This window comes from Bradyrhizobium sp. USDA 4516 (assembly GCF_054055915.1).
Window position 1 is genome coordinate 2403598 of record NZ_JBSRXT010000001.1, and the last position, 25755, is coordinate 2429352.

General features: G+C 64.7%; 20 protein-coding genes. 11 read left to right on the forward strand and 9 right to left on the reverse strand.

Annotation, left to right across the window (positions count from 1 at the left end; all coding sequences use genetic code 11):
• The first annotated feature begins 109 nt into the window (after window positions 1–109).
• The 8 genes from ACVI1L_RS11170 to ACVI1L_RS11205 all read left to right on the forward strand — a co-directional run bounded on the left by ACVI1L_RS11170 (window position 110) and on the right by ACVI1L_RS11205 (window position 9234).
• Window positions 110–808: a DUF2270 domain-containing protein gene (locus tag ACVI1L_RS11170; RefSeq protein WP_371852193.1), complete on the forward strand. Its 699-nt coding sequence runs from the start codon at window positions 110–112 to the stop codon at window positions 806–808.
• Between the two features lie 78 nt (window positions 809–886).
• The gene (locus ACVI1L_RS11175) at window positions 887–1774 is read left to right on the forward strand and encodes a TauD/TfdA dioxygenase family protein (RefSeq protein WP_456782880.1); all 888 of its coding nucleotides are present in this window, start codon (window positions 887–889) and stop codon (window positions 1772–1774) included.
• Between the two features lie 415 nt (window positions 1775–2189).
• Window positions 2190–3785: an ABC transporter substrate-binding protein gene (locus ACVI1L_RS11180; RefSeq protein ID WP_057021209.1), complete on the forward strand. Its 1596-nt coding sequence runs from the start codon at window positions 2190–2192 to the stop codon at window positions 3783–3785.
• Window positions 3786–3879: 94 nt separating this feature from the next.
• Window positions 3880–4827 carry an ABC transporter permease gene (locus tag ACVI1L_RS11185; protein WP_057021208.1) on the forward strand — a complete coding sequence of 316 codons (948 nt, stop codon included), beginning with the start codon at window positions 3880–3882 and terminating at the stop codon, window positions 4825–4827.
• 268 nt (window positions 4828–5095) lie between these two features.
• Window positions 5096–6259 carry an IS4 family transposase gene (locus ACVI1L_RS11190; protein ID WP_456785537.1) on the forward strand — a complete coding sequence of 388 codons (1164 nt, stop codon included), beginning with the start codon at window positions 5096–5098 and terminating at the stop codon, window positions 6257–6259.
• 76 nt (window positions 6260–6335) lie between these two features.
• Window positions 6336–7229, forward strand: coding sequence for an ABC transporter permease (locus tag ACVI1L_RS11195; protein WP_016848340.1), 894 nt, complete (start codon window positions 6336–6338; stop codon window positions 7227–7229).
• Window positions 7229–8239: an ABC transporter ATP-binding protein gene (locus ACVI1L_RS11200; RefSeq protein WP_316398544.1), complete on the forward strand. Its 1011-nt coding sequence runs from the start codon at window positions 7229–7231 to the stop codon at window positions 8237–8239. The genes ACVI1L_RS11195 and ACVI1L_RS11200 overlap by 1 nt, the downstream gene beginning before the upstream one ends.
• Window positions 8239–9234 carry an ABC transporter ATP-binding protein gene (locus ACVI1L_RS11205; protein ID WP_456782881.1) on the forward strand — a complete coding sequence of 332 codons (996 nt, stop codon included), beginning with the start codon at window positions 8239–8241 and terminating at the stop codon, window positions 9232–9234. The genes ACVI1L_RS11200 and ACVI1L_RS11205 overlap by 1 nt, the downstream gene beginning before the upstream one ends.
• Window positions 9235–9363: 129 nt before the next feature.
• On the opposite strand, the gene ACVI1L_RS11210 is transcribed toward ACVI1L_RS11205, so the two are convergent.
• From ACVI1L_RS11210 to ACVI1L_RS11225, 4 genes are all read right to left on the reverse strand, one after another.
• Window positions 9364–11343 (reverse strand): acetyl/propionyl/methylcrotonyl-CoA carboxylase subunit alpha, encoded by a 1980-nt coding sequence (locus ACVI1L_RS11210; protein ID WP_456782882.1) that lies wholly within the window; start codon window positions 11341–11343, stop codon window positions 9364–9366.
• Window positions 11340–12956, reverse strand: coding sequence for an acyl-CoA carboxylase subunit beta (locus ACVI1L_RS11215; RefSeq protein WP_456782883.1), 1617 nt, complete (start codon window positions 12954–12956; stop codon window positions 11340–11342). The genes ACVI1L_RS11210 and ACVI1L_RS11215 overlap by 4 nt, the downstream gene beginning before the upstream one ends.
• Window positions 12956–14554, reverse strand: coding sequence for an AMP-binding protein (locus tag ACVI1L_RS11220; protein WP_456782884.1), 1599 nt, complete (start codon window positions 14552–14554; stop codon window positions 12956–12958). The genes ACVI1L_RS11215 and ACVI1L_RS11220 overlap by 1 nt, the downstream gene beginning before the upstream one ends.
• A gap of 111 nt (window positions 14555–14665) precedes the next feature.
• Window positions 14666–15532 (reverse strand): BKACE family enzyme, encoded by an 867-nt coding sequence (locus tag ACVI1L_RS11225; RefSeq protein ID WP_057021261.1) that lies wholly within the window; start codon window positions 15530–15532, stop codon window positions 14666–14668.
• Between the two features lie 215 nt (window positions 15533–15747).
• Here ACVI1L_RS11225 and ACVI1L_RS11230 point away from each other — a divergent pair, with 215 nt between their 5' ends.
• Window positions 15748–16971 (forward strand): ABC transporter substrate-binding protein, encoded by a 1224-nt coding sequence (locus ACVI1L_RS11230; protein ID WP_456782885.1) that lies wholly within the window; start codon window positions 15748–15750, stop codon window positions 16969–16971.
• Between the two features lie 143 nt (window positions 16972–17114).
• Here the strand turns inward: ACVI1L_RS11230 and ACVI1L_RS11235 are convergent, their stop codons facing one another.
• The 4 genes from ACVI1L_RS11235 to ACVI1L_RS11250 all read right to left on the reverse strand — a co-directional run bounded on the left by ACVI1L_RS11235 (window position 17115) and on the right by ACVI1L_RS11250 (window position 21372).
• Window positions 17115–17945: a helix-turn-helix domain-containing protein gene (locus ACVI1L_RS11235; protein WP_057021202.1), complete on the reverse strand. Its 831-nt coding sequence runs from the start codon at window positions 17943–17945 to the stop codon at window positions 17115–17117.
• A 174-nt stretch (window positions 17946–18119) separates the two neighbouring features.
• Entirely contained in the window at window positions 18120–18776 is a 657-nt protein-coding gene (locus tag ACVI1L_RS11240) for a glutathione S-transferase family protein (RefSeq protein WP_456782886.1), read from the reverse strand.
• Window positions 18776–19945 carry an acyl-CoA dehydrogenase family protein gene (locus ACVI1L_RS11245; protein ID WP_057021200.1) on the reverse strand — a complete coding sequence of 390 codons (1170 nt, stop codon included), beginning with the start codon at window positions 19943–19945 and terminating at the stop codon, window positions 18776–18778. Before ACVI1L_RS11245 ends, ACVI1L_RS11240 begins: the two co-directional genes overlap by 1 nt.
• Before the next feature lie 290 nt (window positions 19946–20235).
• The gene (locus ACVI1L_RS11250) at window positions 20236–21372 is read right to left on the reverse strand and encodes an acyl-CoA dehydrogenase family protein (protein WP_456782887.1); all 1137 of its coding nucleotides are present in this window, start codon (window positions 21370–21372) and stop codon (window positions 20236–20238) included.
• Between the two features lie 215 nt (window positions 21373–21587).
• On the opposite strand from ACVI1L_RS11250, the gene ACVI1L_RS11255 reads away from it, so the two are divergent.
• Window positions 21588–23129 carry an acyl-CoA synthetase gene (locus ACVI1L_RS11255; RefSeq protein ID WP_456782888.1) on the forward strand — a complete coding sequence of 514 codons (1542 nt, stop codon included), beginning with the start codon at window positions 21588–21590 and terminating at the stop codon, window positions 23127–23129.
• 124 nt (window positions 23130–23253) lie between these two features.
• Window positions 23254–24474: an ABC transporter substrate-binding protein gene (locus tag ACVI1L_RS11260; RefSeq protein ID WP_456782889.1), complete on the forward strand. Its 1221-nt coding sequence runs from the start codon at window positions 23254–23256 to the stop codon at window positions 24472–24474.
• Window positions 24475–24745: 271 nt separating this feature from the next.
• Here ACVI1L_RS11260 and ACVI1L_RS11265 read toward each other — a convergent pair whose 3' ends face one another.
• The gene (locus ACVI1L_RS11265) at window positions 24746–25510 is read right to left on the reverse strand and encodes a helix-turn-helix domain-containing protein (protein WP_456782890.1); all 765 of its coding nucleotides are present in this window, start codon (window positions 25508–25510) and stop codon (window positions 24746–24748) included.
• Window positions 25511–25755: the final 245 nt, after the last annotated feature.

Genomic DNA, 25755 nt, shown 5'->3' on the forward strand with positions numbered 1-25755 from the left:
GCATCCGGACTGATGCTGCCAACCAAGCCGACGGACGCAACGGACTCGCCGGTCGCGCGGATTTCGCGCTATGCTCCGGGATCGTAAGCCAGCTTCGCCGGAGGCCGCCATGCCATTGCCCCAGCCGCGCGAGCCGGAGCCGGTGCAGGCCGGAAGGCTCGAATTCACTGCCGCCGAGATCGGTGCACTCGCCCATCTCTATCGTGGCGAGGTCTATCGCAGCACGGTCTGGCGCACCCGTCTCGACAGTTCGACCAACTGGGCGGTGGTCACGACCGGGATCGCGCTGTCGGCGACCTACAGCAGTGCGGAAGCCTCGCCCTTGCCGATGGTCCTGGTCGGACTGCTGGTGACCGTATTCCTGCTATTCGAGGCGCGGCGCTATCGCTATTTCAACGTCTGGCGCGCCCGGGCGCGGTTGCTCGAAACCGATTTCTACGCACCGATGATCCGCGGCGAGGGCCCCACACCGAACGCAGCCTGGACCGACCTGCTCGCCAACGACTACCGCCGCCCCAGCTATCACATCAGCTATGTCAGAGCGATCGGCCGGCGCCTGCGACGGACTTATGGCTGGATCTTCGCGATCCAGGCTATCGCTTATTACGGCAAGCTGGCGATCCACCCGCTACCGCTGACCACGATGAGCGCGATCTTGGACCGCGCTTCGATCGGTCCGATTCCCGGAACCATCGTGATTCTGGCCGGTGTCGCCTTCCATTCCAGCTGGGCGCTGTTCGCCTTCGTCACACATCGCATCGAGGTCGCGGACCGGCGCACGCGGCACAATCTGATCGCAATGGGCTGAGGCGCCGCGGGCCGCGTTGCCGATCGCGGGCTTTTCCCCTAACCTCGCCGCAACAACAAAGAAAAGGGAGGACTTGCGATGGAAGTGATCCCACTGCGTCCGGGATTCGGTGCCGAGCTGCGCGGCGTCACGCTGTCAGACGTTGCCGCCAGCGATGCCGCCTATGCGGCGGTGCGCGCGGCGTTCGAGGAACATTCGGTGCTGGTGTTCCGCGGCCAGGAGGTCAGCAACGACACCCAGCTCGCCTTCTCGCGCCGGTTCGGTCCGCCCGAGGTGACCAAGGTCGGTTCGATGGGCACCGGTTCGCATTTCGTGATCCTCTCGACCTTCGGGCCCGACGGCAAGGTGGTTCCATCCGATCACCGGCAGCAGCTGCGCGCCAGGGCCAACCAGCTCTGGCACACCGACTCTTCCTTCAAGCAGGTGCCGGCGCTGACCTCGATCCTGTCGGCGCGCATCATTCCTGAACATGGCGGCGAGACCGAATTCGTCTCGATGCGGCTTGCCTTCGAGCGGCTCGACAAGGACGCGGCAAGTCGGCTGGAGAACGCGTTCGCCTGGCACTCCTACGCGCATTCGCGCAGCAAGGTGGCCACCGGCCTCGCAACGACTGAAGAAGTCGACGCGCTGCCGCCGGTATGCTGGCGGATGGTCTGGCGCAATCCCGTCAACGGCCGCGGCGCGCTGTATCTTGCCTCCCATGCCTATGGCGTCGAGGGCATGGATACCGAGGCCGGCAGGGCGCTGATCGAGCAATTGACCGAAGCCGCGACCGCGCCCGGCGTCAGCTATCTGCATCAATGGAAGCAGGGCGACGTCGTGATGTGGGACAACCGCGCCACCATGCATCGCGGCCGCCCCTGGCCGGCGCATGAGGGCCGCCTGATGATTCGCACCACGATCTCGGCGACCGAGGCCGATGGCGTCGCCAACATGCACCTGCCTTCGCCGCAGGCGGCGGAGTGAGGTGAATGCGAATGTTTCCCCGTCATCCTAAGGTGCGAGCGGAGCGAGCCTCGAAGGATGCACGGCCACCAGCTGGGCCGTCGATCCTTGGAGACGCGCTTCGCGCTCCTCAGGATGACGGAGAGCGTGTGCAGTGCGCGGCTTACATCGGCGACATACTGTCGCTGATTGCAGCCCGCTTCACGCCGCACACATCGGCATCGGCAACCGAATTCAAACGGAGTTTCGCCGCTGCATAGCAAAACGACCCAGGTTCCCCGCAATCACAGCCATTATTCCCGATCCGTGGAAATTTTAATGTTGTGGGGTCATCCGAATTGCCAATCCCCGCGCGATCCTCGCTGGTTGCCCGACAGCCTCACCGTGGTATCGTCGATGCCAATCGGCCATTGAGACCGAAATGTGGGAGGGGACCATGCGGAGCGTGCAAGCGCTGGCCGTCGCGGTGTTGTCTGTGCTGATCATCAGCGACGTTTCACGCGCAGCCGAGCCGAAACCGGGCGGCATCTTCAGGATCTATCACCGCGACAGCCCCGGCAGCGCCTCGATCCACGAGGGCGCGACCTATTCGCTGAACGTTCCGTTCATGCCGATCTTCAACAATCTCGTCATCTTCGACCAGCACATCGCCCAGAACAGCACCAGCACGATCCGGCCCGAGCTTGCGGAAAGCTGGGCCTGGAGCGGCGACAACAAGACGCTGACCTTCAAGCTGCGCAAGGACGTGAAATGGCACGACGGCAAGCCGTTCACCGCCGCCGACGTCAAATGCACCTTCGACATGCTGATGGGCAAGTCGCAGCAGAAGTTCCGGCAGAACCCGCGCAAGTCCTGGTACGAGCAAGTCGAAGAGGTCACGACCAACGGCGACCATGAGGCGTCGTTCAAGCTGAAGCGGCCGCAGCCGGCGCTGCTGTCGCTGCTCGCCTCGGGCTACTCGCCGGTCTATCCCTGCCATGTGTCGCCGGCCGAGATGCGCACCAAGCCGGTCGGCACCGGCCCGTTCAAGTTCGTCGAGTTCAAGGCCAACGAATCGATCAAGCTCACCAAGAACCCGGATTACTTCAAGAAGGGCCTGCCTTATCTTGACGGTATCGAGTTCACCATCATCCCGAACCGCTCGACCGCAATTCTCGGCTTCGTCTCCGGCAAGTTCGACATGACGTTCCCGACCGAGGTCTCGATCCCGCTGCTCAAGGACGTCAAGTCGCAGGCGGCCAATGCGGTCTGCATGGTGGAACCGAACAACGTCTCCACCAACATCATCATCAATTCGACCGCGCCGCCGTTCGACAATCTCGACATCCGCCGCGCGCTGGCGCTGGCGCTCGACCGCAAGGCGTTCATCCAGATCATGTTCGAAGGCCAGGGCGACATCGGCGGTACCATGGAGCCGGCGCCGGACGGGCTGTGGGCGATGCCGAAGGACATGCTGGAGCAGATCCCCGGCTACGGTCCCGACATCGAGAAGAACCGCGAGGAGGCCCGCAAGCTGATGCAGAAGGCGGGCTATGGCCCGGACAAGCACCTGCAGATCAAGGTCTCGACCCGCAACATCGCGGTCTATCGCGATCCCGCGATCATCCTGATCGACCAGATCAAGAGCATCTACATCGACGCCGAGCTCGACGTCGTCGACACCGCGCAATGGTTCCCGAAGATCGCCCGCAAGGACTATTCGCTCGGTCTCAACCTCACCGGCAATGCCGTCGACGAGCCCGACCAGTCGTTCTACGAGAACTACGCCTGCGGCTCGGAGCGGAACTACACCAACTACTGCAACAAGGAGATCGAGAAGCTGTTCGACCAGCAGTCGGAAGAGACCAACGTCGACAAGCGCAAGAAGCTGGTCTGGGAGATCGACAAGAAGCTGCAGGAAGACGTCGCGCGTCCGATCATCTTCCATGCCCGCACCGGCACCTGCTGGCAGCCTTACGTGAAGAATGTCACGATCATGTCCAACAGCTCCTATAACGGCTATCGTTACGAAGACGTCTGGCTGGACAAGTAGGCCTAGCGTTTTCGGGCGAAGTGGATACCGGTTCGCGCAAAAGAAACAGCGCGCCGGAGGACAAGACACAGGCGGGATCAAGGAGAGAGCCAGGGTGTTTGCCTATATCGTGCGGCGACTGTTCCTGATGCTGGTGACCCTGTTCGGGATCTCGGTCATCATCTTCGTGCTGCTGCGCGTCGTTCCCGGCAACATCGTCGACATCCTGTTCGACGCCGCAGGCTTCGTCGATCCCGCCGACAAGGCCAATCTCGAGCGCGAGCTCGGGTTGAGCCAGCCGATCGTGATCCAGTATCTGCACTGGATCGGCGGCCTGCTGCACGGCGATCTCGGCTATTCCTACGTTTCGGAAAAGCCGGCGCTGGAGGAAATCCTGCCGCGGATTCCGATCACGGCGCGGCTCGCCGGGTTGGCGCTATTGTTCTCCGCCTCGATCGGTATTCCGCTCGGTGTCATCAGCGCCGTCCACCAGGGCTCACGGCTCGATTATGCGCTGCGCGTCGTCAGCCTCAGCGGCCTGTCGCTGCCGTCTTTCTGGCTCGGCCTCTTGGTCTTGATGGCCTCGGTCTCGCTGTTCGGCACCATGCCGATCTTCAATCCGAACCCGAAAACCTGGCTCGAGGCGCTGACCATCTATGCGGTGCCGGCGATGGCGGTGGGCTTCCGCAGCGCGGCACTCACCATGCGCATCACCCGCTCCTCGATGCTGGAGATCCTGCGCCAGGACTATATCCGCACCGCGCGCGCCAAGGGCGCATCCGAGGCCTCCGTGAACTATCACCACGCGCTGAAGAACGCGGTGCTGCCGGTCATCACCGTGATCGGCATCGAGGCCGCGTTCCTGATCGGCGGCCTGATTGTCACCGAGACCGTGTTCAACATCCCTGGCATCGCCCGCTTCCTGGTCGAGGCGCTGCGCTGGCGCGACTACCCGATCGTGCAGAACCTCGTGATGTTCATCGCCGTCGTCGTGGTGGTGGTGAACTTCATCGTCGACATGCTTTATGCGGCAATCGACCCACGTATCCGGTTTGGAGAGTGACATGACAGGATTGGTCGAAGGCCGAGTCCAACTCTTACCTCGCCCCGCTTGCGGGGAGAGGTCGGATCGCATCGCAGATGCGATCCGGGTGAGGGGGGCTCACCGCGAATCCAACGCCCACCGCGCTTGCGGAGAGCCCCCCTCACCCCAACCCTCTCCCCGCAAGCGGCAGGGGTGTCCGGGGAATGATTCACTGTGTCGCGGTGCATGCTCGGCAGGACCGAGGCAAATCGGTCTTTTCTGGTTGTCGAGACACAGAGGGCCGAGCATGCGATATCGCGGTAGCATTTTTGGAAGGCTGCTTGAACCGATCAATCGACGGCAGTTTCAGACGGTTGTGGATCGTCTGGACGGGGATGCCTACGACAAGTCGTTCAGGAGCTGGGATCATCTGGTGGCGCTGATCTATGCCCAGCTTAGCGGCAACAGCAGTCTGCGCGGGGTGGTGACTGGCTTCAACGCCAATTCGCAGCATCACTATCACTTGGGAACCGGCAAGCTGTCGCGCTCGACGTTGTCCGATGCCAATGCCCGCCGTCCGATCGGCATTTTCGCGCAAACCTTTGCGGCGCTGTCGGCGATGGCGCGTCGCCAGCTGCGGAGTGAAGGCATGGAGATGGTGCGTCTGATCGACGCCAGTCCGATCCCGCTCGGCAAGGTCTGCAGTTGGGCGACGTGGAACGGCCGCATCCGCGGCATGAAGCCGCATGTCGTCTACGACCCAAGGAGCGATGTCCCGACCTGCGTCGAGATGACGGCCGCGAACGTCAATGACATCGAGATCGGCCGACAGACCCCAATCCAGCCCGCCACCACCTATGTGTTTGACAAGGGCTATTGCCGTTTCGACTGGTGGCAGAAGATCAATGATAGCAAGGCTTTCTTCGTTACCCGGGCGAAGACGAGCATCCGTCTTCGCTCGCTCAGGCATCGCGCCATCCGCAAGCGTAACGGGGATGGCTTCGAAATCCTTGCCGATGACGAGGTGAAGCTCACCAGCAAGGGCGATTCGCGCCTTCCAATCCCGCTCCGCCGCATCAAGATCAGACGCGAGAAAGGCGGCAAGATCACACTCCTGACCAACGACCTTGCCCGTAGCGCCGTCGAGATCGCCGCCCTCTACAAGAGCAGATGGCAAATCGAGCTGCTGTTCCGCTGGATCAAGCAGCATCTCGATATTCGCAAGTTCCTCGGCGCCAACGACAACGCGATCCGCCTTCAGGTGCTCGCTGCGATGATTGCCTACCTGCTGCTGCGCATCGCCGCTCACACCAACTGCATCAAAATGCTCCCGCTCAGGTTCGCCGAACTCGTCGGCCAGCTCCTGCTCACGCGTCGATCCCTCGCTGCCATCGACAAACCTCCGCCCATCAACCCCAGCCGTCGGAAATCAACCATCTCACCTGACCAGATGGAGCTCCGCTATGCCTGAATTTCCCCGGACACCCCTGCGCAAGCGGGGAGAGGGAGAAGACCGTTCTGCAATCATCAGGCGAAGAAGCTGACACGTGGCGACGATCAATTTCGACAGCGAATTGCGACGTGCCGGGGCCAACGCCACCGGTGGCTGGGGACGGTTTGCGTTCCTCGCGCAGCGCCACGTGCTCGGCACGGTCGGCCTCGTCATCATGCTGCTGTTCGTGCTGACCGCGATCTTCGCTAACGTCATCAGCCGCTACGATCCGCTCAGCGTCGATTCCGCGCACCGGCTGGCTGCGCCGTCCGCGCTGCACTGGTTCGGCACCGACTCCTTCGGCCGTGACGTCTGGAGCCGCATCATCCATGGTGCGCGGATCTCGCTTGCGGTCGGCATCGGCTCGACGACGCTCGGCGCCACGCTCGGCGTGATCGTCGGCCTCGCCTCTGGCTATCTCTCCGGCTGGGTCGACCTCGTGTTCCAGCGGGTGACCGACATCCTGCAGTCGCTGCCGCTCTTGGTACTCGCACTCGTCATGACCGCGGCGCTCGGTCCCTCGCTGCCGAACGTGATCCTGGCGATCGCAATTCCCCTGATCCCGACGGTCGCGCGCGTGATCCGCGCCAACACGCTGGCGCTGCGCGAGCAGCCGTTCGTCGAGGCCGCCAAATCGATCGGCATGAGCGAGATGCGGATTGCGCTGCGCCACGTGCTGCCCAACACCATCGCGCCGCTGATCGTGCTCGCCACCGCGCAGCTCGGCTCAACCATCCTGACCGAAGCGTCGCTGTCGTTCCTTGGCCTCGGCATCCCCGAGCCTTATCCGTCCTGGGGTCGCATGCTGTCCGAATCCGCCGCCGAATATGTCCGCACCGCGCCATGGCTGGTGATCTTCCCCGGCATTGCGATCAGCCTTGCGGTGTTCGGCACCAATCTGTTCGGCGACGCGTTGCGCGACATTCTCGATCCGAGGCAGCGCGGCTGATGAGCGAGGCCAAGACGCTCGATACGATTCTCGACGTGAAGAACCTGCAAACGGTGTTCTTCACCAACTCCGGCCTGTTCCGCGCGGTAGACGACGTCTCGTTCTCGGTCCGCCGCGGCGAGACGCTGGCGATCGTCGGCGAGTCCGGCTGCGGCAAGAGCGTCAGCGCGCTGTCGATCATGCGGCTGGTGCCCGATCCGCCCGGCCGCATCGTCGGCGGCTCGGTGACGCTCGAGGGCACCGATCTGCTGAAGCTCGACGATGCCGCGATGCGCGACATCAGGGGCAACCGCATCTCGATGATCTTCCAGGAGCCGATGACCTCGCTCAATCCGGTGATGCGGATCGGCGACCAGATCATTGAGGCGGTGCGGCTGCACCAGAAGGTCAGCAGCAAGGAGGCCTGGAAGCAGGCGGTCGACATGCTGCGGCTGGTGCGGATTCCGGAGCCGGAGCGCCGCGCGCAGGAATATCCGCATCAGCTGTCCGGCGGCATGCGCCAGCGCGCGATGATTGCGATGGCGCTGGCGTGCCGGCCGGCGCTCCTGATCGCGGACGAACCGACCACGGCGCTCGACGTCACCATCCAGGCGCAGATCCTGGCGCTGATCGTCGATCTGCAAAAGCGGCTCGGCACCGGGCTGATCCTGATCACCCACGACCTCGGCGTCGTCGCGCAAACCGCGCAGCGCGTGATCGTGATGTATGCCGGCAAGAAGGTCGAGGAGGCGACGGTCGAAGCTTTGTTCGAGACGCCGCTGCATCCCTACACCCGCGGACTGATGGCCTCGATGCCGGCGGTGATCGCGCTCGGCGCGAAGACCGATGCGCGGCTGACCGAAATCCCCGGCATGGTGCCGTCGCTGACCAAGCTGCCGCCCGGCTGCGCCTTCGCGCCGCGCTGCAAGCTGGCGGTCGACCGCTGCCGTCAGGAATATCCGCCGCTCGACGAGATCAAGAGCAATCACTGGGCCGCGTGCTGGCGCGCCGGCGAGATTGCGGAGGCGTAATGACCGAACAGCGCCCGCTCCTCGAGGTGACCGACCTCGTCAAGCACTACGCGGTGCGCGGCGGTGTGCTGCGCCGGCAGGTCGGCACCGTGCATGCGGTCGACGGCGTCAGCTTCGCGCTCGGCGCCGGCGAGACGCTCGGGCTGGTCGGCGAATCCGGCTGCGGCAAGTCAACGGTGGCGCGCACCGTGCTGCGGCTGGTCGAGCCGACCAGCGGCGCCATCAAGCTGGATGGCGAGGACATCGCGCCGCTCAGCAAGACGGCGCTGCGGCCGTACCGGCGCTCGATGCAGATCGTGTTCCAGGATCCGTTCGCCTCGCTCAACCCGCGCATGACGGCCGGCGACATCGTCGGCGAGCCCCTCATTGTGCATGGCCTCGCGCCCGGCGCGAAGAAGCAGGAGCGCGTCGCGGAACTGTTCCAGCAGGTCGGCCTGCGGCCCGACCAGATGAAGAATTTTCCGCACCAGTTCTCCGGCGGCCAGCGCCAGCGCATCTGCATCGCGCGTGCGCTGTCGCTCGGGCCGCGGCTGATCGTCTGCGACGAGCCGGTGTCCGCGCTCGACGTCTCGATCCAGGCGCAGGTGATCAATCTGCTGATCGACCTGCAGCGCAAGCAGAATTTCTCATACCTGTTCATCGCGCATGATCTGGCGGTCGTCGCCCATATCAGCCACCGCGTCGCGGTGATGTATCTCGGCCGCATCGTCGAGATCGCCGACAAGCACGAGCTGTTCGCCAATCCACGCCATCCCTACACCCAGGCGCTGCTCGCCTCGGTGCCGATCGCCGACCCGAAGGCGAAACGCACCGCGCCCCTGATCGACGGCGATGTCCCGAGCCCGATCAATCCACCTTCAGGCTGCGCCTTCCACACCCGCTGTCGCTACGCGATGGATCGCTGCAAGAGCGAACGCCCGGCGCTGCAGGCGGCCGGCCCGGCGCATCAGGTCGCCTGCTGGCTGAATGACGGGACCGGGCAAGCGGCCTCATAAATGTCGTCCCGGCGAAGGCCGGGACCCATTACCCCGAATGCCCGTTGATTTGCCAAACTGGGGCCACAGCTTGCTCCAACAACATACAGCGGTGGTTATGGGTCCCGGCCTTCGCCGGGACGACGGTCTTTATGCCGCCGCCTCGATCTCCACCACGATCTTCCCCGTCGTCACCTGCTCCCCCTCGGCGACATCGATCGACGATACCGTGCCCGCGACACCGGCGGTGTGGACGTGCTCCATCTTCATCGCTTCCAGCGTCATCACCGGCTGGCCGGCCGCGACCTTGTCGCCCGGCTTCACCAGCACCGCGACGACCCGGCCGTTCATGGCGGCGCGGACCTTGCCGTCACCGCCGGCCGCCGTCGCGCTCTCCGGCGGCGCCAGCGTGAGATCGCGCACCGACAGCGTGACGCCGCGATGCAGGATATAGAGCCGGTCGCCATCGCGCAGGAATTGGGCATGCTCCATCACCCCATCGTGGTGGAAGCGGATGCTGTCCCGGCTGAGCTCGTCGATCACGAAGCTGAAGCGATCGCCGTTGCGGGTCGCGATGTAGCTGCCGTCGCGCTCGCGGACAATCTCGATCTCCTGCACGCCGTGGCCGAGATCAATCCGCAGGCCGAGCGGGAATGTCGCTGCGAGCGACCGGCCGCGCCGCCATGGCGGGGCGTGCGGATTGGTGACGTAGAGCAGCAGCGCCGCAAGCGCGAGGTCGCTGCCGCGATCCGGCCGCGGCGCCAACAGCGCGTCGCGGTTGTCGCCGATGAAGGCCGTGGTCGCCTCGCCCCTGGCAAAGACCGGATGGCGCAGGCAATCGATCAGGAAGCCCTGATTGGTGGTGACGCCGAAGGCCGTGGCCTGCTCCAGGGCACAAATCAGCTTGCCGCGCGCTTCATCGCGGGCCGTGCCATGGCTGATGACCTTGGCGATCATCGAATCATAGAACGGCGGAATCTCCGAGCCGGACTGCAGCGCGTGCTCGACGCGGATACCGTCGGGCATCTGCCACCGCGCCATCGTACCGGACTGCGGCATGAAATCGTGCGCAGCATCCTCCGAGCAGAGCCGCACCTCGATGGCATGGCCGGAGAACTTGACGTCCTCCTGGGTCAAGCCGAGCGGCGCGCCACTGGCGACGCGCAGCTGCAATTCGACCAGATCGAGCCCGGTGATCGCCTCGGTGACGGGATGCTCGACCTGCAGCCGCGTGTTCATCTCCATGAAGTAGAAATTTCCGGCGCGATCGAGCAAAAATTCCAGCGTGCCCGCACCCTCGTAGCCGATCGCCTTGACCGCCTGCACCGCGACCGCGCCCATCCGCGCGCGCAGCTCCGACGTCACCGCCGGCGACGGCGCCTCCTCGACCAGCTTCTGGTGCCGCCGCTGCACCGAGCAATCGCGCTCGCCGAGATGGATGGCGTTACCATGGCGGTCGCCGAACACCTGGATCTCGATGTGGCGGGGATTGACGATCGCGCGCTCCAGAATGACGGTGGGATCGCCGAACGCGCCCTGCGCCTCCGACCGCGCACTGCGCAGCGCGTCGGGAAATGCCGCCGCGTCCTCGACCAGCCGCATGCCTCGGCCGCCGCCGCCGGCGACCGCCTTGATCATGACCGGAAAACCAATGGCCCTGGCTTCCGCCAGCATCACGGCATCGCTCTGGTCGGCGCCCTGATAGCCGGGCACGCAGGGCACGCCGGCCCGCTGCATGATCTCCTTGGCGCCGGCCTTGTTGCCCATCGCAAGGATCGCTTCCGGCGACGGACCGATGAACACCAGACCCGCATCGCGGCAGGCCCGCGCGAAATCCTCGTTCTCGGCGAGGAAGCCATAGCCGGGATGCACCGCGCCGGCGCCGCTCGCCTTGGCGGCGGCGATGATCGCGTCGATCTTCAGATAGGATTGCGCCGGCAGCGCCTCGCCGATCCGCACCGCCTGGTCGGCCTCGCGCACATGCAGCGCGTCACGGTCGGCGTCCGAATAGACCGCGACGACGCCATGGCCGAGCCGCCGTGCCGATCGCATGATGCGCAGCGCGATCTCGCCGCGGTTGGCGATCAGGATCTTGAAGAACGGCGTCCGCTTCACGATTGCCCCGCTCATGGCCGCGCCACCGAGAACTGCATGCGCTGCGGGCTGCGCACCTCGGCCTCGCGGCAGATCGAAAGCACCTCTGACAGCACCGTCCGCGTGTCGCGCGGATCGATCACGCCGTCGTCGAGCACCCGGGCGCTGGTCGAGAACACGTCCATCTGGCTGTCGAACACCGCGGTGATCTGCGCCTTCATCGCGTCCAGCTTCTCCTTCTCGATCGGCTTGCCGCGCCGCGCCGCCGCGGCTTCGGTGACGATCGCCATGGTTTCGGCGGCCTGCTCGCCGCCCATCACGGCGGTCTTGGCGTTGGGCCAGGAGAAGCAGAAGCGCGGGTGAAAGCCGCGGCCGCACATGCCGTAATTGCCGGCGCCGAACGAGGCGCCGCAATACAGCGTGATCTGCGGCACCGTCGCGGAGGTCACCGCCTGGATCATCTTGGAGCCGTGCTTGATCATGCCGGCCTCTTCATAGGCCTTGCCCACCATGTAGCCGGTGGTGTTGTTCATGTAGAGGATCGGCGTGCGCGACTGGCAGCAGGCCTGGATGAAATGCGTCGCCTTGTTGGCGCCGGGCACGTCGAGCGGGCCATTATTGGTGATGATGCCGATCGCTTGGCCCTGGATGCGGGCTTGGCCGCAGACCGTCGCCGGACCGTAATTGGCGCCGAACTCGGTGAAGTCGGAATCGTCGATGAAGCGCGCGATCGCCTGGCGCATGTCGACGGGACGCTTGTGGTCCATCGGCATGATGCCGAGCAGTTCCTCCGCGTCGTAACGCGGCGGTTTGAACGCGGCCGGCGCCGGTGCCGGCCGGTCCCAAGGCAACTTGGCCATGATGTCGCGCGCGATGCGCAGTGCGTCGCGGTCGTCCTCGGCGAGATAATCGCCAAGGCCCGAGATCGAGGTGTGCATCTCGGCGCCGCCGAGCTCCTCCTCGGTCGCGATCTCGCCGGTGGCCGCCTTGAGCAGAGGCGGCCCGGCAAGGAACGCGCGGGTGCGGCCGCGCACCATCACGATGTAGTCGGAGAGACCGGTCTGGTAGGCGCCGCCCGCGGTCGAGGAGCCGTGGGTGACGGTAACGACGGGAAGCCCTGCCGCCGACAGCCGCGCCAGGTTGCGGAAGATGTTGCCGCCACGGACGAAGTCCTCGACACGGTAGCGCAGCAGGTTGGCGCCGGCGCTCTCGACCAGCTGCACATAGGGCAGCTTGTTCTCCAGCGCGAGCTCCTGCACCCGCAGCGTCTTGTCGAGGCCGTAAGGCTGCAATGCGCCCGCGTCGATGCCGGCATCATTGGCGCTGACCATGCAGCGGATGCCGGAGACGAAGCCGATGCCCGCGACCAGTCCGCCGCCGGGCACGCTCTTGTCCGCATCCGCTACGTCGAACATGTAACCGGCGAGCGTCGACAGTTCGAGGAAGGGCGAACCGGGATCGAGCACCAGCGCGACGCGCTCGCGTGGCAATAGCTGGCCGCGCTTGTGGAAGCGGTCCTTTGCCGCGGCGGAGGCTGCGCGCGTCCGCTCCTCCAGGGCGCGCATCCGGGCGATCAGCGCCAGCATGCCGTCGCGATTGCCCTGGAAGGCGGCGCTGCCGGTGGAAATCGTGTTCTCGATGATGGCCACTAGGCGCGCTCCACAAAATGCCCACTGTATTGCTGCCGCAGCTCGACCTTGCGCAGCTTGCCGGTCGCGGTCATCGGCATCTCCTCGAGGATACGCACCAGCTTCGGCACCTGGAAGCCACCGAGATGCTTTCTGCAATGCGCCTCGATGCCGGCCTCGTCAGCCTCCGCGCCGGGTTTCAGCTTGACGAAGGCGGAGACCGCCTCGCCCCATTGCGGATGCGGCAGGCCGACCACGGCGGCGTTCTGCACGGCGGGATGCGCCAGCAACGTCTCCTCGATCTTGACGGAGGCAACGTTCTCGCCGCCCGACTTGATCATATCCTTCTTGCGGTCGAGGAACAGCACCTCGCCATTGCCGTCGATCAAGGCTAGATCGCCGGTATGGTGCCAACCGAACTTGCGCGCCTCCTCGGTCGATTTGGGGTCCTTGTAGTAGCCCATCATCACGTTGGGCCCGCGATGCACGAGCTCGCCGATCTCGCCACGCGGAAGCAGGTTGCCATTGTCGTCCATGATCGCGGTCTCGTTGACGATCAGCGATTCGCCCCAATAGTTGCCGAAGCGGTCGAGCTGCACCTCCGGGCGGGACATCGTCGTCGCCGGATACATCTCGGTCTGGCCGCTGGACAGCACGAAGTTCGGACAGAGATCGGCGATGGCGCGCTCGAGCAGCGGTTTGCCCATCGGCGCCATGGTGTAGATGCAGCAGCGCAGACCCGACAGGTCGTAGTCGCGGCGGCGCGGATGGTCGAGGATCGCCTGATACATCAAGGACAGGCCGACGAACACGGTGAGCTTGTCGCGCACGATCGCCTCCATGCACGCGACCGGATCGAAGCCGCGCATCAGCGCCATGCGGCCGCCGACCGAGAGATAGCTGAGCAGCAACACGTGGCCGGCGCAGTGGAACAGCGGAAACTGTCCGGTGATCCCGTCATCGCGCGAGAGCTGCATCTCGATACAATTGCTCATCACGGCCATGACAACGGCGAGGTGACAATGCATCGCGCCCTTCGGCCGCGAGGTCGTGCCTGACGTATAGATGATCATCGCGAGGTCGCGGTCGTTGATCTCGATGTCAGGCTCGATATCGGACTGTCCCTCCAGCAGACCGTTGAACTCCTGCAATCCGGTCTTGCCGGCATTGCCGGTCAGATCGATCGCGATCATCTCCATGCCGCGCGCTTCCAGCGCGGCGCGGCGGTCGGCCTGGGCATGAAGGGCGTCATCGATGATGGCGAAACGCACCTCGGCATGGCCGAGGATGTAGTCCATATCAGCCGGTCCGAGCATGGTGTTGATGGGCACCCAGACCAGCCCGGCGCGGTGAATGCCAAACAGCGCTTTGACGAATTCGACAGAGTTGTTGCAGATGGTCGAAATCTTCTCGCCCGGCTTCAGCCCGCGCTGCACCAGATGATTGGCGAAGCGATTGGCGTCGCGCTCGAGTTCGGTGAAGGTGACCTGCCTGCTGCCGTCGGTCAGCGCGATGCGATCCGGAAACCGCCGCGCGGCGCGCTTCAACAGGTCGCCGATCGCGACCCGGCCGATACGACCCGGCCCGGTGACGCCGCCGGTTGCTGCGAGATTGTGCATGCGTTTCTCCTCCCGGGCTCCGTCATTCCGGGATGCGCGAAGCGCAGACCCGGAATCCAGAGGTGTGGCGCGAGATTCCGGGTTCACGCTTCGCGTGCCCCGGAATGACGGTCAGTGTCGCGTTCCAAAAATCTGCCGCGCCTCGGCCGGGCTCGCGATCTCGCGGCCGGCGCGGCGCGCGCAGGCGGCGAGACCTTCGACGAGCTGCCCGTTCGACGTCACCTTGGTGCCGTCGCCGAGATAGAACGTATCCTCGAGCCCGCTGCGCAGATGGCCGCCGAGGTCGGCGGCGCGCTGGTGCAGCGGCCAGATCTCGGCACGGCCGATCGCGGTGACCTGCCAATGCGCCTCCGGCGCCTTCAGCTTCAGGAGGATCGGCAACAGCTCCGGATCGGCCGGCATGCCCGAGGCGACGCCCATCACGAAATTGTATTCGAGCGGACCGGAATACATCCCGGTCTGCCGGTACATGCCAACGCAACGCACGATGCCGACATCGAAGCACTCGAATTCGGGAATGGTGCCGGCCGCCTTCATCACGTCGAGATAGTCCTGCACCTTCTCGACCGCGTTATCGAACATCATCGGCGGCCAGGCCCAGGTGTTGTCGGCCTTCACCTTCAGATAATTCAGCGAGCCGGCATTGCAGGCGGCGATCTCGGGCCGCGTCTCGCGCACGCAATCGAGCGCGCCCTGGTAGTTCGGGCCAGAGGTGCCGGTGGTGTGGTTGATGATCACGCCGGGGCAGGCCTCGCGGATCGCCTGCTGGATCTCCTTGCTGACGCCGACATCCCACGACGGCAGGTGGCCCTTGTTCGGCTCCTGCTGCCGCAGATGGATGTGCATGATGCTGGCGCCGGCGTTGAACGCGGCCTTGGCCTCGCGCGCCATCTGTTCGGGCGTCACCGGAACGTTGTGCTGCTTCGGGTCGGTAAGCACGCCGTTCAGCGCGCAGGTGATGACGGCCTTGTCGCTCATGGGTCTCTTGTCCGCTTTGCAGCGCACATGCGCTGCTGATTTCGCCATGATGAGAACTTTGCCTTCGCGCCATCTTGCGTTGACTGGCTAAGTGGATGCGGCCGACGACACGATCTGCCGCCAGCCGGTTAACACAAGACGCGGCGCCCGTATCACGCCTAACCTTGCTGCCAAGCAGAAGCGGCGCAACAAGCCGGCATCACGGGGAGAACGTCATGGTCTCGATCAACCGACGCACATGGCTCACCGGCGCGGCAGGCGCGGGACTTGCCGCGGTCGCGGGTCTTAAGCCTTCGCTGGCCGACGACACGCCAGGCGTCACCGCGACCGAGATCAGGATCGGCAGCACCACCTCCCTGAGCGGCCCGGTATCCGCGCTCGGCGTGCAGGCGCGCTGCCAGGAAGCCTATTTCAAGATGCTGAACGAGCAGGGCGGCATCGCCGGCCGGCAGATCAAGTACATCTACTATGACGATGCGTTCAACCCGGCGAAGACGGTCGAGCAGGTGCGCCGCCTGATCGAAAGCGACAATGTCGCCTTCCTGTTCAACATGCTCGGTACCGCGCCGAACTCGTCGGTCGTCAAATACATCAACGCCGCCAAGGTGCCGCACCTGTTCCTGTCGGTGAATGGCGACAAATGGGGCGACTACAAGACCTATCCCTGGACCATGGGCTTTGCGCCGAGCGCGCGGACCGAGGCGCAGGTGTTCGTCAAATATGCACTGAGCCAGAACAAGAACGCGAAATTCGCGGTGCTCTACCAGAACGACGACCTCGGCAAGGATTTCGTCGCCGGCGCCAAGGACGTGCTCGGCGAGCGGTTCGCGACCGCGGCCGTGGTGGCCTCGCACGAGGTCACCGATCCCACGATCGATTCCCAGATCGTTGCGCTGCGCGGCGCAAACCCGGATGTGCTGATCTCCGGCACCACGGCAAAGTTCTGTGCACAGTCGATTCGCAAGATCTATGAGCTCGGCTGGAAGCCGATGCACTTCATCGCCAGCGGCGCCGCCTCGATCTCCTCGACCATCGCGCCTGTCGGCCTCGACAAGTCGCAGGGCACGATCTCGTCGGCCTATGTCAAGGACGTCGCCGACCCCGCCTGGGCCAATGATCCCGGCGTGAAGAACTTCCTCGCCTTCATGGAGAAGTACTTCCCCGACGGCAATCCGAAGGAGGGCTACAACCTCTACGCCTACACGGTGGCGCAGGTGCTGAAGATCGTGCTCGAGCAGTGCAAGGGCAATTTCACGCGCGACAACATCATGGCGCAGGCCAACAACCTGAAGGACATCGAGGTGCCGACGCTGTTGCCCGGCATCCGCGTCAACACCAGCCCGACCAATCATCACCCGCTGCAGCAGCTTCAGCTGCAACGGATCGAAGGTCCGGGCTGGCTGCGGTTCGGGGAGGTGATCCAGGGCGCGAATTTGTAGCGGAGAACAACCCCAATGTCGTCCCGGCGAAGGCGGGGACCCATAACCACCGCTGCTCATTATTTAACAGCGCGTCTGCCATCCCGCATCACGGATAGATCACGCGGTATGGGTCCCGGCGTTCGCCAGGACGACAGCGGAGGTTACGTCAGCGCGCGCTCGCTCGCGGTTTGCCCGGTGCGGTAGATCGCAAGGTCCCGCGAGCCGGAGAAGATCGCGCGCGGCTTCAAGCCATAGAAGCGGCGGATCGAGTGGCTGAAATGCGTGCTATCGGGATAGCCGATATCCTGCGCGAGATGCGCGAGGTTGATGTCCTGGTTGGCGAAGTGCAGCAGATGCCGCGCGCGCTTCCAGGCGCGGAAGGAGCGGAACGAAATCCCGGTCTCCTCCTTGAACAGATGCAGGAAGCGCGAGGGCGATAGCCCGGCCTCGGCGGCGCAGCCTGCCGCGGTCACCGGCTCGCCGGAGAATTGCCCGATGCGGCCGATCGCGCGCACGACACGCGGATCGAGCACGCGCTGCGGCAGCGCGTCGCCGAAGCACATGGTGTCGAACTCGGCATTCGCGATCGCATCGCGATGCTGCATCTCGGCGAGCGTCGCATAGGCGTTGCGAATGCGATTGGCGAACAGATGGGAGTCCGATCCTTGCAGACGGCGGGCGACGGCTTCGAGCGTGCCGTCGGGCACGCTTTCCGGTTCGATCGCGACGCAGATCGCCGAGCGATATTCGCTGGTGATGGTGTGGCGGAGGTTCGGCATCGTCACCGCGAGTTCGCCATGCGACTCGCGGCCTTCGCTGGTCGACAGATGCAAGCCGTCGCGGATCGCGACATAGACATGGAATGCACCGGGACAGCGCTCGCGCGGGCGTCCGAGCAGCCCGGCATAGAACACCCGTTCCGGCGTGATCAGCATCCGGTGACCGGATTGCTGGCTGGAGCTCTGGCACTTCGCGTCCACGATCGCGTCCATGGCGGTTCCTCCTCGCGCGGCTCTTTGGGCCGCTGCGGCGGAGCTACCATAACGCAAATTCGCACGCTGTCACTGCAACGAAACGTCGTCATTCCGGGGCGATGCGACAGCATCGAACCCGGAATCTCGAGATTCCGGGTCTGGTGCTAACGCACCATCCCGGAATGACGAGCGCTAACGCCGCGCCCGCGGCGCAACGTTCTGTTCCTGACCGGCTTTTTGCTCCGCCGCGACCGCGCGCTGGTAACCGTCGCGCTGCTGCAGCCGCGCCCAATAGGCCGCGACATTCGGCCCGAAATCCTTGGCGAGGCCGATATTGCTGGCGAGACGGAGCGCATAACCGTTGGCGATGTCGGCCGCGGTGAAGCGTTCCGCGCAGAGGAATTCCGACTTCGCGGCGGCGGCCTCGACCGCGCGCAGGCGGCCCAGGAACCATTTTGCATAATCGCCCGAGACCTGCGGGTTGCGCCGCTCCTCCGGCTCAAGCTGGCTGTAGCGGAGCACCAGCGTCTGCGGGAAGGTCAGCGTCGCGTCGGAAAAATACATCCAGTTCAGGAACGCGCCATAGGCCGGCTCGTCGACGCCGACGATCAGCGGCGTCGGGCCGTATTTGGTGCCGAGATAATGGCAGATGCCGGAGGACTCCGTCATCCTGGTCTCGCCATCGATCATGAACGGGATGGTGCCGAGCGGATTGATGCCGAGATATTCCTTGGCGAACACGCGCGGCGGGAACGGCAGCATCTTCAGCTCATAGGCAAGCCCGAGCTCCTCCAGCATCCACAGCGGACGGAACGAGCGCGCGGCGTCGCAGTGATAGAGCGTGATCATCAGGCGTTTCCCTTTTGCTTCAGGCCAGGCAGCGTGCCCATCATCTTGCACAATACCATGAGCATGACCTCGTCGGCGCCGCCGCCGATCGAGGTCAGGCGGCTGTCGCGATAGGCGCGGCTGACCGGCGTCTCGTTGGTGAAACCCATGCCGCCCCAATATTGCAGGCAGGCATCGGTAAGCTCGCGGCCGAGCCGGCCGGCCTTCAGCTTGGCCATGGTCGCGAGCCGCGTCACGTCCTCGCCGGCCACCAGCGCCTCGCCGGCACGATAGATCAGCGAGCGCAGCAGCTCGACCTCGGTCTGCATTTCCGCGAGCTTGAAGTGAACCACCTGATTGTCGAGGATCGAGCCGCCGAACGCCTTGCGGTTGCGAGTGTAGTCGATGGTCTCGTTGATGATGAATTCATGCGCCTTCAGGCAGGCGGCCGCACCCCACAGCCGCTCCTCCTGGAACTGGATCATCTGGTAGGTGAAGCCCTGGCCCTCCTCGCCGATCCGGTTGCGCTTCGGCACCCGGACATTGTCGAAGAAGATCTGCGCCGTATCCGACGAACGCATGCCGAGCTTGTCGAGCTTGCGCGCGATCTGCACGCCCTTTGTCTTCATGGGCACGCAGATCAGCGACTTGTTGCGATGGACCGGGCCGTCGCTGGTGTTGGCGAGCAGGCAGATCCAGTCGGCCTGGGTGCCGTTGGTGATCCACATCTTGCCGCCATTGATGACGTAGTCGTCGCCGTCGGCGCGCGCACTGGTCTTGATCGAGGCGACGTCGGAGCCGGCGCCGGGCTCGGAGACGCCGATGCAGGCGACCTGATCGCCGGCAATCGCCGGGCTGAGGAATTCGCGCCGCACCTCGTCGGAGCCGAACCGCGCCAGCGCCGGCGTCGCCATGTCGGTCTGCACCCCGATCGCCATCGGCACGCCGCCGCAGGTGATGGCGCCTAGCTCCTCGGCCATCATCAGCGCGTAGGAATAATCCAGTCCCTGACCGCCGAACTCGACCGGCTTGTTGAGGCCGAGGAAGCCAAGATCGCCGAGCTTCTTGAACAGCTCATGCGCCGGGAAGATGTCGGCCTTCTCCCATTCGTCGACATGGGGATTGATCTCGGCCGCGATGAACTTCTGTAGAGCGCGGCGCGGTTCGTCGTGGTCGGCGGTGAAGAGCATGTTCTCGAACTATCCTTTGTCATTCCGGGGCGATGCGAAGCATCGAACCCGGAATCTCGATCCATTACCTCTGGATTTCGGGTTCGCGCTGGCGCGCGCCCCGGAATGACCTTGCCTTCTCACCTCCCCCTGAAAGGGGGATGTCGGCACGTTCGGCTATGCCGAGCGGGCCGGGTGGGGGTCAAACTAGCAGTCCGACTCGCGGCTTGACCCCCACCCTGCCCTCCCCCTTTCAGGGGGAGGGTTCACAATCCGCCTTTTCGCCGCGACCACATCATCACCTGACGCGATCACAACCCCATCTGCCGGCTCGCGAGGTCCTTCATGATCTCCTCGGTGCCGCCGCCGATGGCGTTGACCTTGACCTCGCGGTAGATACGCTCGACCTTGACGCCGCGCATGAAGCCGGCGCCGCCGAAGATCTGCACCGCCTCGGAGGCGCAATGCGCCATGGTCTGGGTCGCCTGATTCTTCATCATGCAGATCTCGGCGACCGGGCTTTCGCCCTGGCCGAGCCGCCATGCCAGCATTTCCAGCATCGCCTGCGAGGCCGCAACCTTCTGTGCCATGTCGACGATCTTGTGCCTGATCACCTGGTGCTGCGCGATCGGCTTGCCGAACGTCTTGCGCTCCTTGGCATAGGTGACCGCCTCGTCGAGGCAGACCCGCGCATAGGCGGTGCAGCTCGCCGCCATGCCCATGCGCTCGCTGTTGAAGTTCTGCATGATGATCTTGAAGCCCTGCCCTTCCTCGCCGATCAGGTTCTCGACCGGCACGCGGCATTCGTCGAAGTGAAGCGTCGCGGTATCCGACGCCCACCAGCCCATCTTCTTCAGCTTGGTGCGGGACAGACCGGACGTATTGCCTTCGATCAACAGCAGGCTGACGCCGCCGGGACCTTCGCCGCCGGTGCGCACCGCGACCGTCAGATAGTCGGCGCGCATGCCCGAGGTGATGAAGGTCTTCTCGCCGGAGACGACGTAGTGATCGCCGTCGCGCCGCGCCCTGGTGCGCAGGTTCGCGACATCGGAGCCGCCGCTCGACTCGGTGATCGCGAGCGCGGAGATCTTCTTGCCGGCGAGCACCTCCGGCAGCACCCGCGCCTTGACCTCGGGTCGCGCGGCACGGGCGATCGGCGGCGAACCGATGGTGTGGCTCATCAGGCTCGAGGAGACGCCGCCGGCGCCGGCACGCGCCAGCTCCTGCGAGGCCACGATTCTCATGAACTGGTCGGCGGCGATGCCGCCATATTCTTCCGGGAAGCCGAGGCCGAGTAGCCCGATCGCGGACGCCTTGGCATAGAGCTCGCGCGGAAACTCGCCGTCCTCGTCCCATTGATGGGCATAAGGCTCGATTTCCCTGGCAACAAAGCGCCGCATCACCTCGCGAAAGGCCTCATGCTCGCCGGTGTAGAACGGGTTTGCCATCCGCGTGCTCCGTTGATTCTTCCCTCCGACGATGTCCGGATTTCTCCCGGTTCACTTGCGTCGAGTGGCTGCCATCGGTGCCGACGCCCGGTCCGGCGATTTGCCAGCCACTAAACGCAAGACAGTATCCTTATACGCCCCCTCCACTGCCAATTCATGGCATCAATTGAGCCAGGAACAGGCGGCGCAAGACTGCCGTTCCGGAGGAGGGAAATTTGCCGGTTCGTTACTACGACTGGATCGCGCATCATCGCCGGCGCACGCCGGACAAGATGGCGCTTGTCGATCTCGCCAGCGGACGCCGCTTCAGCTATGCGGAGCTCGACGCCCGCGTGTCGCGGCTCGCGGCCTGGCTGCGCGATGGGCTCAAGGTTGCCAGCGGCGACCGCGTCGCGGTGCTGGCGCTGAACACGACGGATACGCTGGAGGTGCAGTTCGCCTGCTTCCGGATCGGCGCGATCTTTCTGCCGCTCAACACCCGCCTCACCGTTCCCGAGCTGCGCTACGTCACCGGCGACGCCGCGCCGAAGGTGATGATCCATGACGACGACCTCGCCGAGACCGCGCTTGCGGTGGCAAAGCTCTGCAATGTCGCTGCGACCGTGAGGCTCGGCCCGGGCGGCGCCTATGAGACCGGCATTGCGGCAGCCGCGCCGCTCGAACGGTTCGAGGAGGTCATGCTCGATGACATCTCGACCATCATGTACACCTCGGGGACGACGGGCCAGCCGAAGGGCGCGATCATCACGCATGGGATGACGTTCTGGAATTGCGTCAATCTCGGCGGCCCCGCCTACATCTCGCCGGCCTCGGTGCTGCTGACGGTGCTGCCGCTGTTCCACACCGGCGGGCTGAATTGCTACACCAACCCGGTGCTGCATGCCGGCGGCACCGTGCTGATCATGCGCGCGTTCGATCCCGGCGAGGCGCTGAAGCTGATCGGCGATCCCACGCAGGGCATCAACGTGTTCTTCGGCGTGCCCGCGATCTACCAGTTCATGGCGCAGCATCCCTCCTTCGCCACAGCGGATTTCAGCCGCCTCGTGATTGGCGGCGTCGGCGGCGCGCCGATGCCGGTGCCGCTGCTCAAGACCTGGGAGGCGCGCGGCGTCGCACTGCAGCAGGGCTACGGCATGACCGAGACGTCGCCGGCGGTGATGGTGCTCGACCGCGAGGATGCCGCGCGCAAGGCCGGCTCCTCCGGCAAGCCGGTGCTGCACACCGAGGTCCGCATCGTGCGGCCCGACGGCAGCGACGCCGCAATCGGCGAGCTCGGCGAACTCTGGGTCAAGGGCCCGAACATCACGCCGGGCTACTGGAACAGGCCGGACGCCAATGCCTCCTCCTTCACCGACGGCTGGCTGCACACCGGCGACGCCACGCGGATCGACGAGGAAGGCTTCTACTACATCGTCGACCGCTGGAAGGACATGTACATCTCGGGCGGCGAGAACGTCTATCCGGCCGAGGTCGAGAGCGTGCTGCATCAACTGGCCGCCGTCGCCGAAGCCGCCGTGATCGGCATCCCCGACGAGCAATGGGGCGAAGTCGGCATGGCGATCATCGCCGTGAAATCCGGCCATTCGCTGACCCCGGCCGAGGTCCACGCGCATTGCCAGGCCAATCTGGCGCGGTTCAAATGCCCGCGCCGGATCGAATTCATCGAGGTCCTGCCGCGGAACGCGACAGGCAAAATTCATAAGCCGACGCTCCGGCAGCAATTCAGCCGGCCGAAGCCAACCGATACCGCAGCGTGAGCCAGACGCGCGCCGCGCGTTCCGGATTCGCCGCGACAAGGATTGCCCCGCTGCCGTCTGCCGGGACCGGCTGCGGGTTCGTTGCGTAAGTCCCCAACCAAGATCAATCGAGGAAATTGCCTTTATGAAAACAACAACACTGTCGCTGTTGGCAGCCGCCACGGCGCTCTGCCTGCTCTCCACCAAGGCCGCCTTTGCACAAAAGAAGTATGATACCGGCGCCTCCGACACCGAGATCAAGATCGGCAATGTCGAGGCCTATAGCGGTCCCGCCTCCGCCTACGGCGTCATCGGCAAGACCGAAGAAGCCTATTTCAAGATGATCAACGACCAGGGCGGCATCAACGGCCGCAAGATCAACTGGATCTCCTATGACGACGGCTACTCGCCGCCGAAGACCGTGGAGCAGATCCGCAAGCTGATCGAGAGCGACGAAGTGTTCCTGGTGTTCAACGCGCTGGGCACGCCGACCCAGACCGCGGTGCAGAAGTATCACAACGCCAAGAAGGTGCCGCAGCTGTTCCTCGCCACCGGCGCCAGCAAGTGGAACGATCCGAAGGATTTCCCGTGGACCATGGGTTTCCAGCCGAGCTATCGCGTCGAGGCGCGGATCTTCGGCAAGTACATCTTGAAAGCCAAGCCGGATGCCAAGGTCGCGATCTTCTATGCCAATGACGATTTCGGCAAGGATTACCTGGTCGGCCTGAAGGAGATCCTCGACAAGTCGAGCGTCAAGATCGTCGCCGAAGAGAGCTACGAGACCACCGAACCGTCGATCGACTCCCACATCGTCAAGCTGAAGGACACCGGCGCCGACGTGTTCGTCAACATCTCGACGCCGAAATTCGCGGCGCAGGCGATCAAGAAGATCGCCGAGCTCAACTGGAAGCCGATGCAGGTGATGACCGACGTCTCGATCTCGATCGGCGCGGTGATGAAGCCCGCCGGGCTTGAAGCTTCCGAAGGCGTGCTGTCGGCCGGCTATCTGAAGGACGCGTCCGATCCGCAATGGAAGAATGACGAGGGCATGAAGAAGTTCATGGCCTTCGCCGAGAAGTACATGCCGGGCGGCAACCTCGCCGACGCCAATCTGGTCTATGGCTACGCCGCCGCGCAGACCATGGTGCAGGTGCTGAAGCAGGCCGGCGACAACCTGACGCGTGAGAACGTGATGAAGCAGGCCGCCAGCCTGAAGGATTTTGCGCCCGACACGCTGATCCCCGGCATCAGGATCAACACCAGCGCGACCGACTTCGCACCGGTCGAGCAGCTCAAGATGATGCAGTTCAAGAACGGGCAGTGGGAGCTGTTCGGTGACATCATCAGCGCCGAGACCGGCGGCTAGCGCGACGCGCACCGCCACCAAACATCAGCCATCGCGAAGCCGCCCATCCGGGCGGCTTCGTTGCTTTTTGCGGATCGCGGGTGAAGCCGAGCGACGCGCAAGCTATCTCACCGTCACCCAGAGGAGCCGCGAAGCGGCGTCTCGAAGGGTCGACGGCCGGGCTCTCTCCCGAGTCGATGCATACGGGCCGTGCATCCTTCGAGGCTCGCCCAGCGGCGCAATCGCGCCGCAAGGCTCGCACCTCAGGATGACGGACCTAACTCTGCCGTTGTCATCCCGGCAAGAAAATCGCGAACGGCTCATCGATCGTTCGACGCAAATGCTCGCGATAGGCGGCGTAGTTCGCGTCATCCGCCGACACCCGGCCGAGGCTGGGCTTGGGCACGTTCTTCACCGGCAGGAACGCGATCGGCGCGGCGACCGGCGTCAGCAGCGAGCCGCGGCCGGCGAGCAGCGTCGTGATGATGCCGTACATCTCGCCGGAATTGCGCGGGCGCGACACCGTGATCACGCGATGCTGGCCGTGCCTGTTGGTCACGAGGTAGACGAAGCCGGATTCATTGGGCACCGCGACTTCGCCGTATTGCGTATAGTCGGCGTCCTGCCGCTCGCCCTCGCGAAAGCCGAGCGATGACGCCGCTTCGTCCCAGGCGATTTCGGTGCGATAGGCGTAGAGCGCGCCCTGCTCGCCGAACGACGGCCGCACCGTGATGTAGGTCCCTTCGATCCGCGCCACCGCGCGGCGCGAATAGGACCCGAGGCTGTCGGGTGCGATCCCGCCATTGGCGGGTGCGGCCACCGTGATCGTCTCCGGCAGCTTGCGCAAGGACACACCCAGCGCCTGCTCCAGCCGCACGGTGGTCGCAAGCGTGAACGGGCGGCGGCCGCCGAGCACCTTCTCCAGGGTCGAGAGGCTGAGCTTGGCCTGCTCGGCCAGCGTCTGCCGCGAGATGCGGCGGCGCGCGATTTCCTCGCGGATGGTCTCCGCGACCTGCTGGCTCTGCTCGGCGGATAGCTGCTTATCAGGCGTCGGCATCCAGATTCCTGCCCGGTTCCCCTTGATTCCGCGCAGTCTAGCAGACCGGACAATCCATCACCAAACCGCACAAATCCGCCTTACCGGCGGCGGGGCGCGCCGGACGGCGGCCAATCATTGCCGATCATTCTGCTCGCGCCAAAACCGCCGTTCTCCATGATCGCGAGGCAGCGAAAGCCTCGCTCGGGAGTGACGAAAATGACGATTTACGATGCAGGTGAGAGCAGCCCGCAGATCCGCCTGTC

What these genes read in the sequence shown, in the direction of transcription:
- ACVI1L_RS11170 (WP_371852193.1), top strand. Translation starts at nt 110, where the DNA reads ATGCCATTGCCCCAGCCGCGCGAGCCGGAGCCGGTGCAGGCCGGAAGG.
- ACVI1L_RS11175 (WP_456782880.1), top strand. Translation starts at nt 887, where the DNA reads ATGGAAGTGATCCCACTGCGTCCGGGATTCGGTGCCGAGCTGCGCGGC.
- ACVI1L_RS11180 (WP_057021209.1), top strand. Translation starts at nt 2,190, where the DNA reads ATGCGGAGCGTGCAAGCGCTGGCCGTCGCGGTGTTGTCTGTGCTGATC.
- ACVI1L_RS11190 (WP_456785537.1), top strand. Translation starts at nt 5,096, where the DNA reads ATGCGATATCGCGGTAGCATTTTTGGAAGGCTGCTTGAACCGATCAAT.
- ACVI1L_RS11200 (WP_316398544.1), top strand. Translation starts at nt 7,229, where the DNA reads ATGAGCGAGGCCAAGACGCTCGATACGATTCTCGACGTGAAGAACCTG.
- ACVI1L_RS11205 (WP_456782881.1), top strand. Translation starts at nt 8,239, where the DNA reads ATGACCGAACAGCGCCCGCTCCTCGAGGTGACCGACCTCGTCAAGCAC.
- ACVI1L_RS11210 (WP_456782882.1), bottom strand. Translation starts at nt 11,343, where the DNA reads ATGAGCGGGGCAATCGTGAAGCGGACGCCGTTCTTCAAGATCCTGATC.
- ACVI1L_RS11220 (WP_456782884.1), bottom strand. Translation starts at nt 14,554, where the DNA reads ATGCACAATCTCGCAGCAACCGGCGGCGTCACCGGGCCGGGTCGTATC.
- ACVI1L_RS11225 (WP_057021261.1), bottom strand. Translation starts at nt 15,532, where the DNA reads ATGAGCGACAAGGCCGTCATCACCTGCGCGCTGAACGGCGTGCTTACC.
- ACVI1L_RS11230 (WP_456782885.1), top strand. Translation starts at nt 15,748, where the DNA reads ATGGTCTCGATCAACCGACGCACATGGCTCACCGGCGCGGCAGGCGCG.
- ACVI1L_RS11235 (WP_057021202.1), bottom strand. Translation starts at nt 17,945, where the DNA reads ATGGACGCGATCGTGGACGCGAAGTGCCAGAGCTCCAGCCAGCAATCC.
- ACVI1L_RS11240 (WP_456782886.1), bottom strand. Translation starts at nt 18,776, where the DNA reads ATGATCACGCTCTATCACTGCGACGCCGCGCGCTCGTTCCGTCCGCTG.
- ACVI1L_RS11245 (WP_057021200.1), bottom strand. Translation starts at nt 19,945, where the DNA reads ATGCTCTTCACCGCCGACCACGACGAACCGCGCCGCGCTCTACAGAAG.
- ACVI1L_RS11250 (WP_456782887.1), bottom strand. Translation starts at nt 21,372, where the DNA reads ATGGCAAACCCGTTCTACACCGGCGAGCATGAGGCCTTTCGCGAGGTG.
- ACVI1L_RS11260 (WP_456782889.1), top strand. Translation starts at nt 23,254, where the DNA reads ATGAAAACAACAACACTGTCGCTGTTGGCAGCCGCCACGGCGCTCTGC.
- ACVI1L_RS11265 (WP_456782890.1), bottom strand. Translation starts at nt 25,510, where the DNA reads ATGCCGACGCCTGATAAGCAGCTATCCGCCGAGCAGAGCCAGCAGGTC.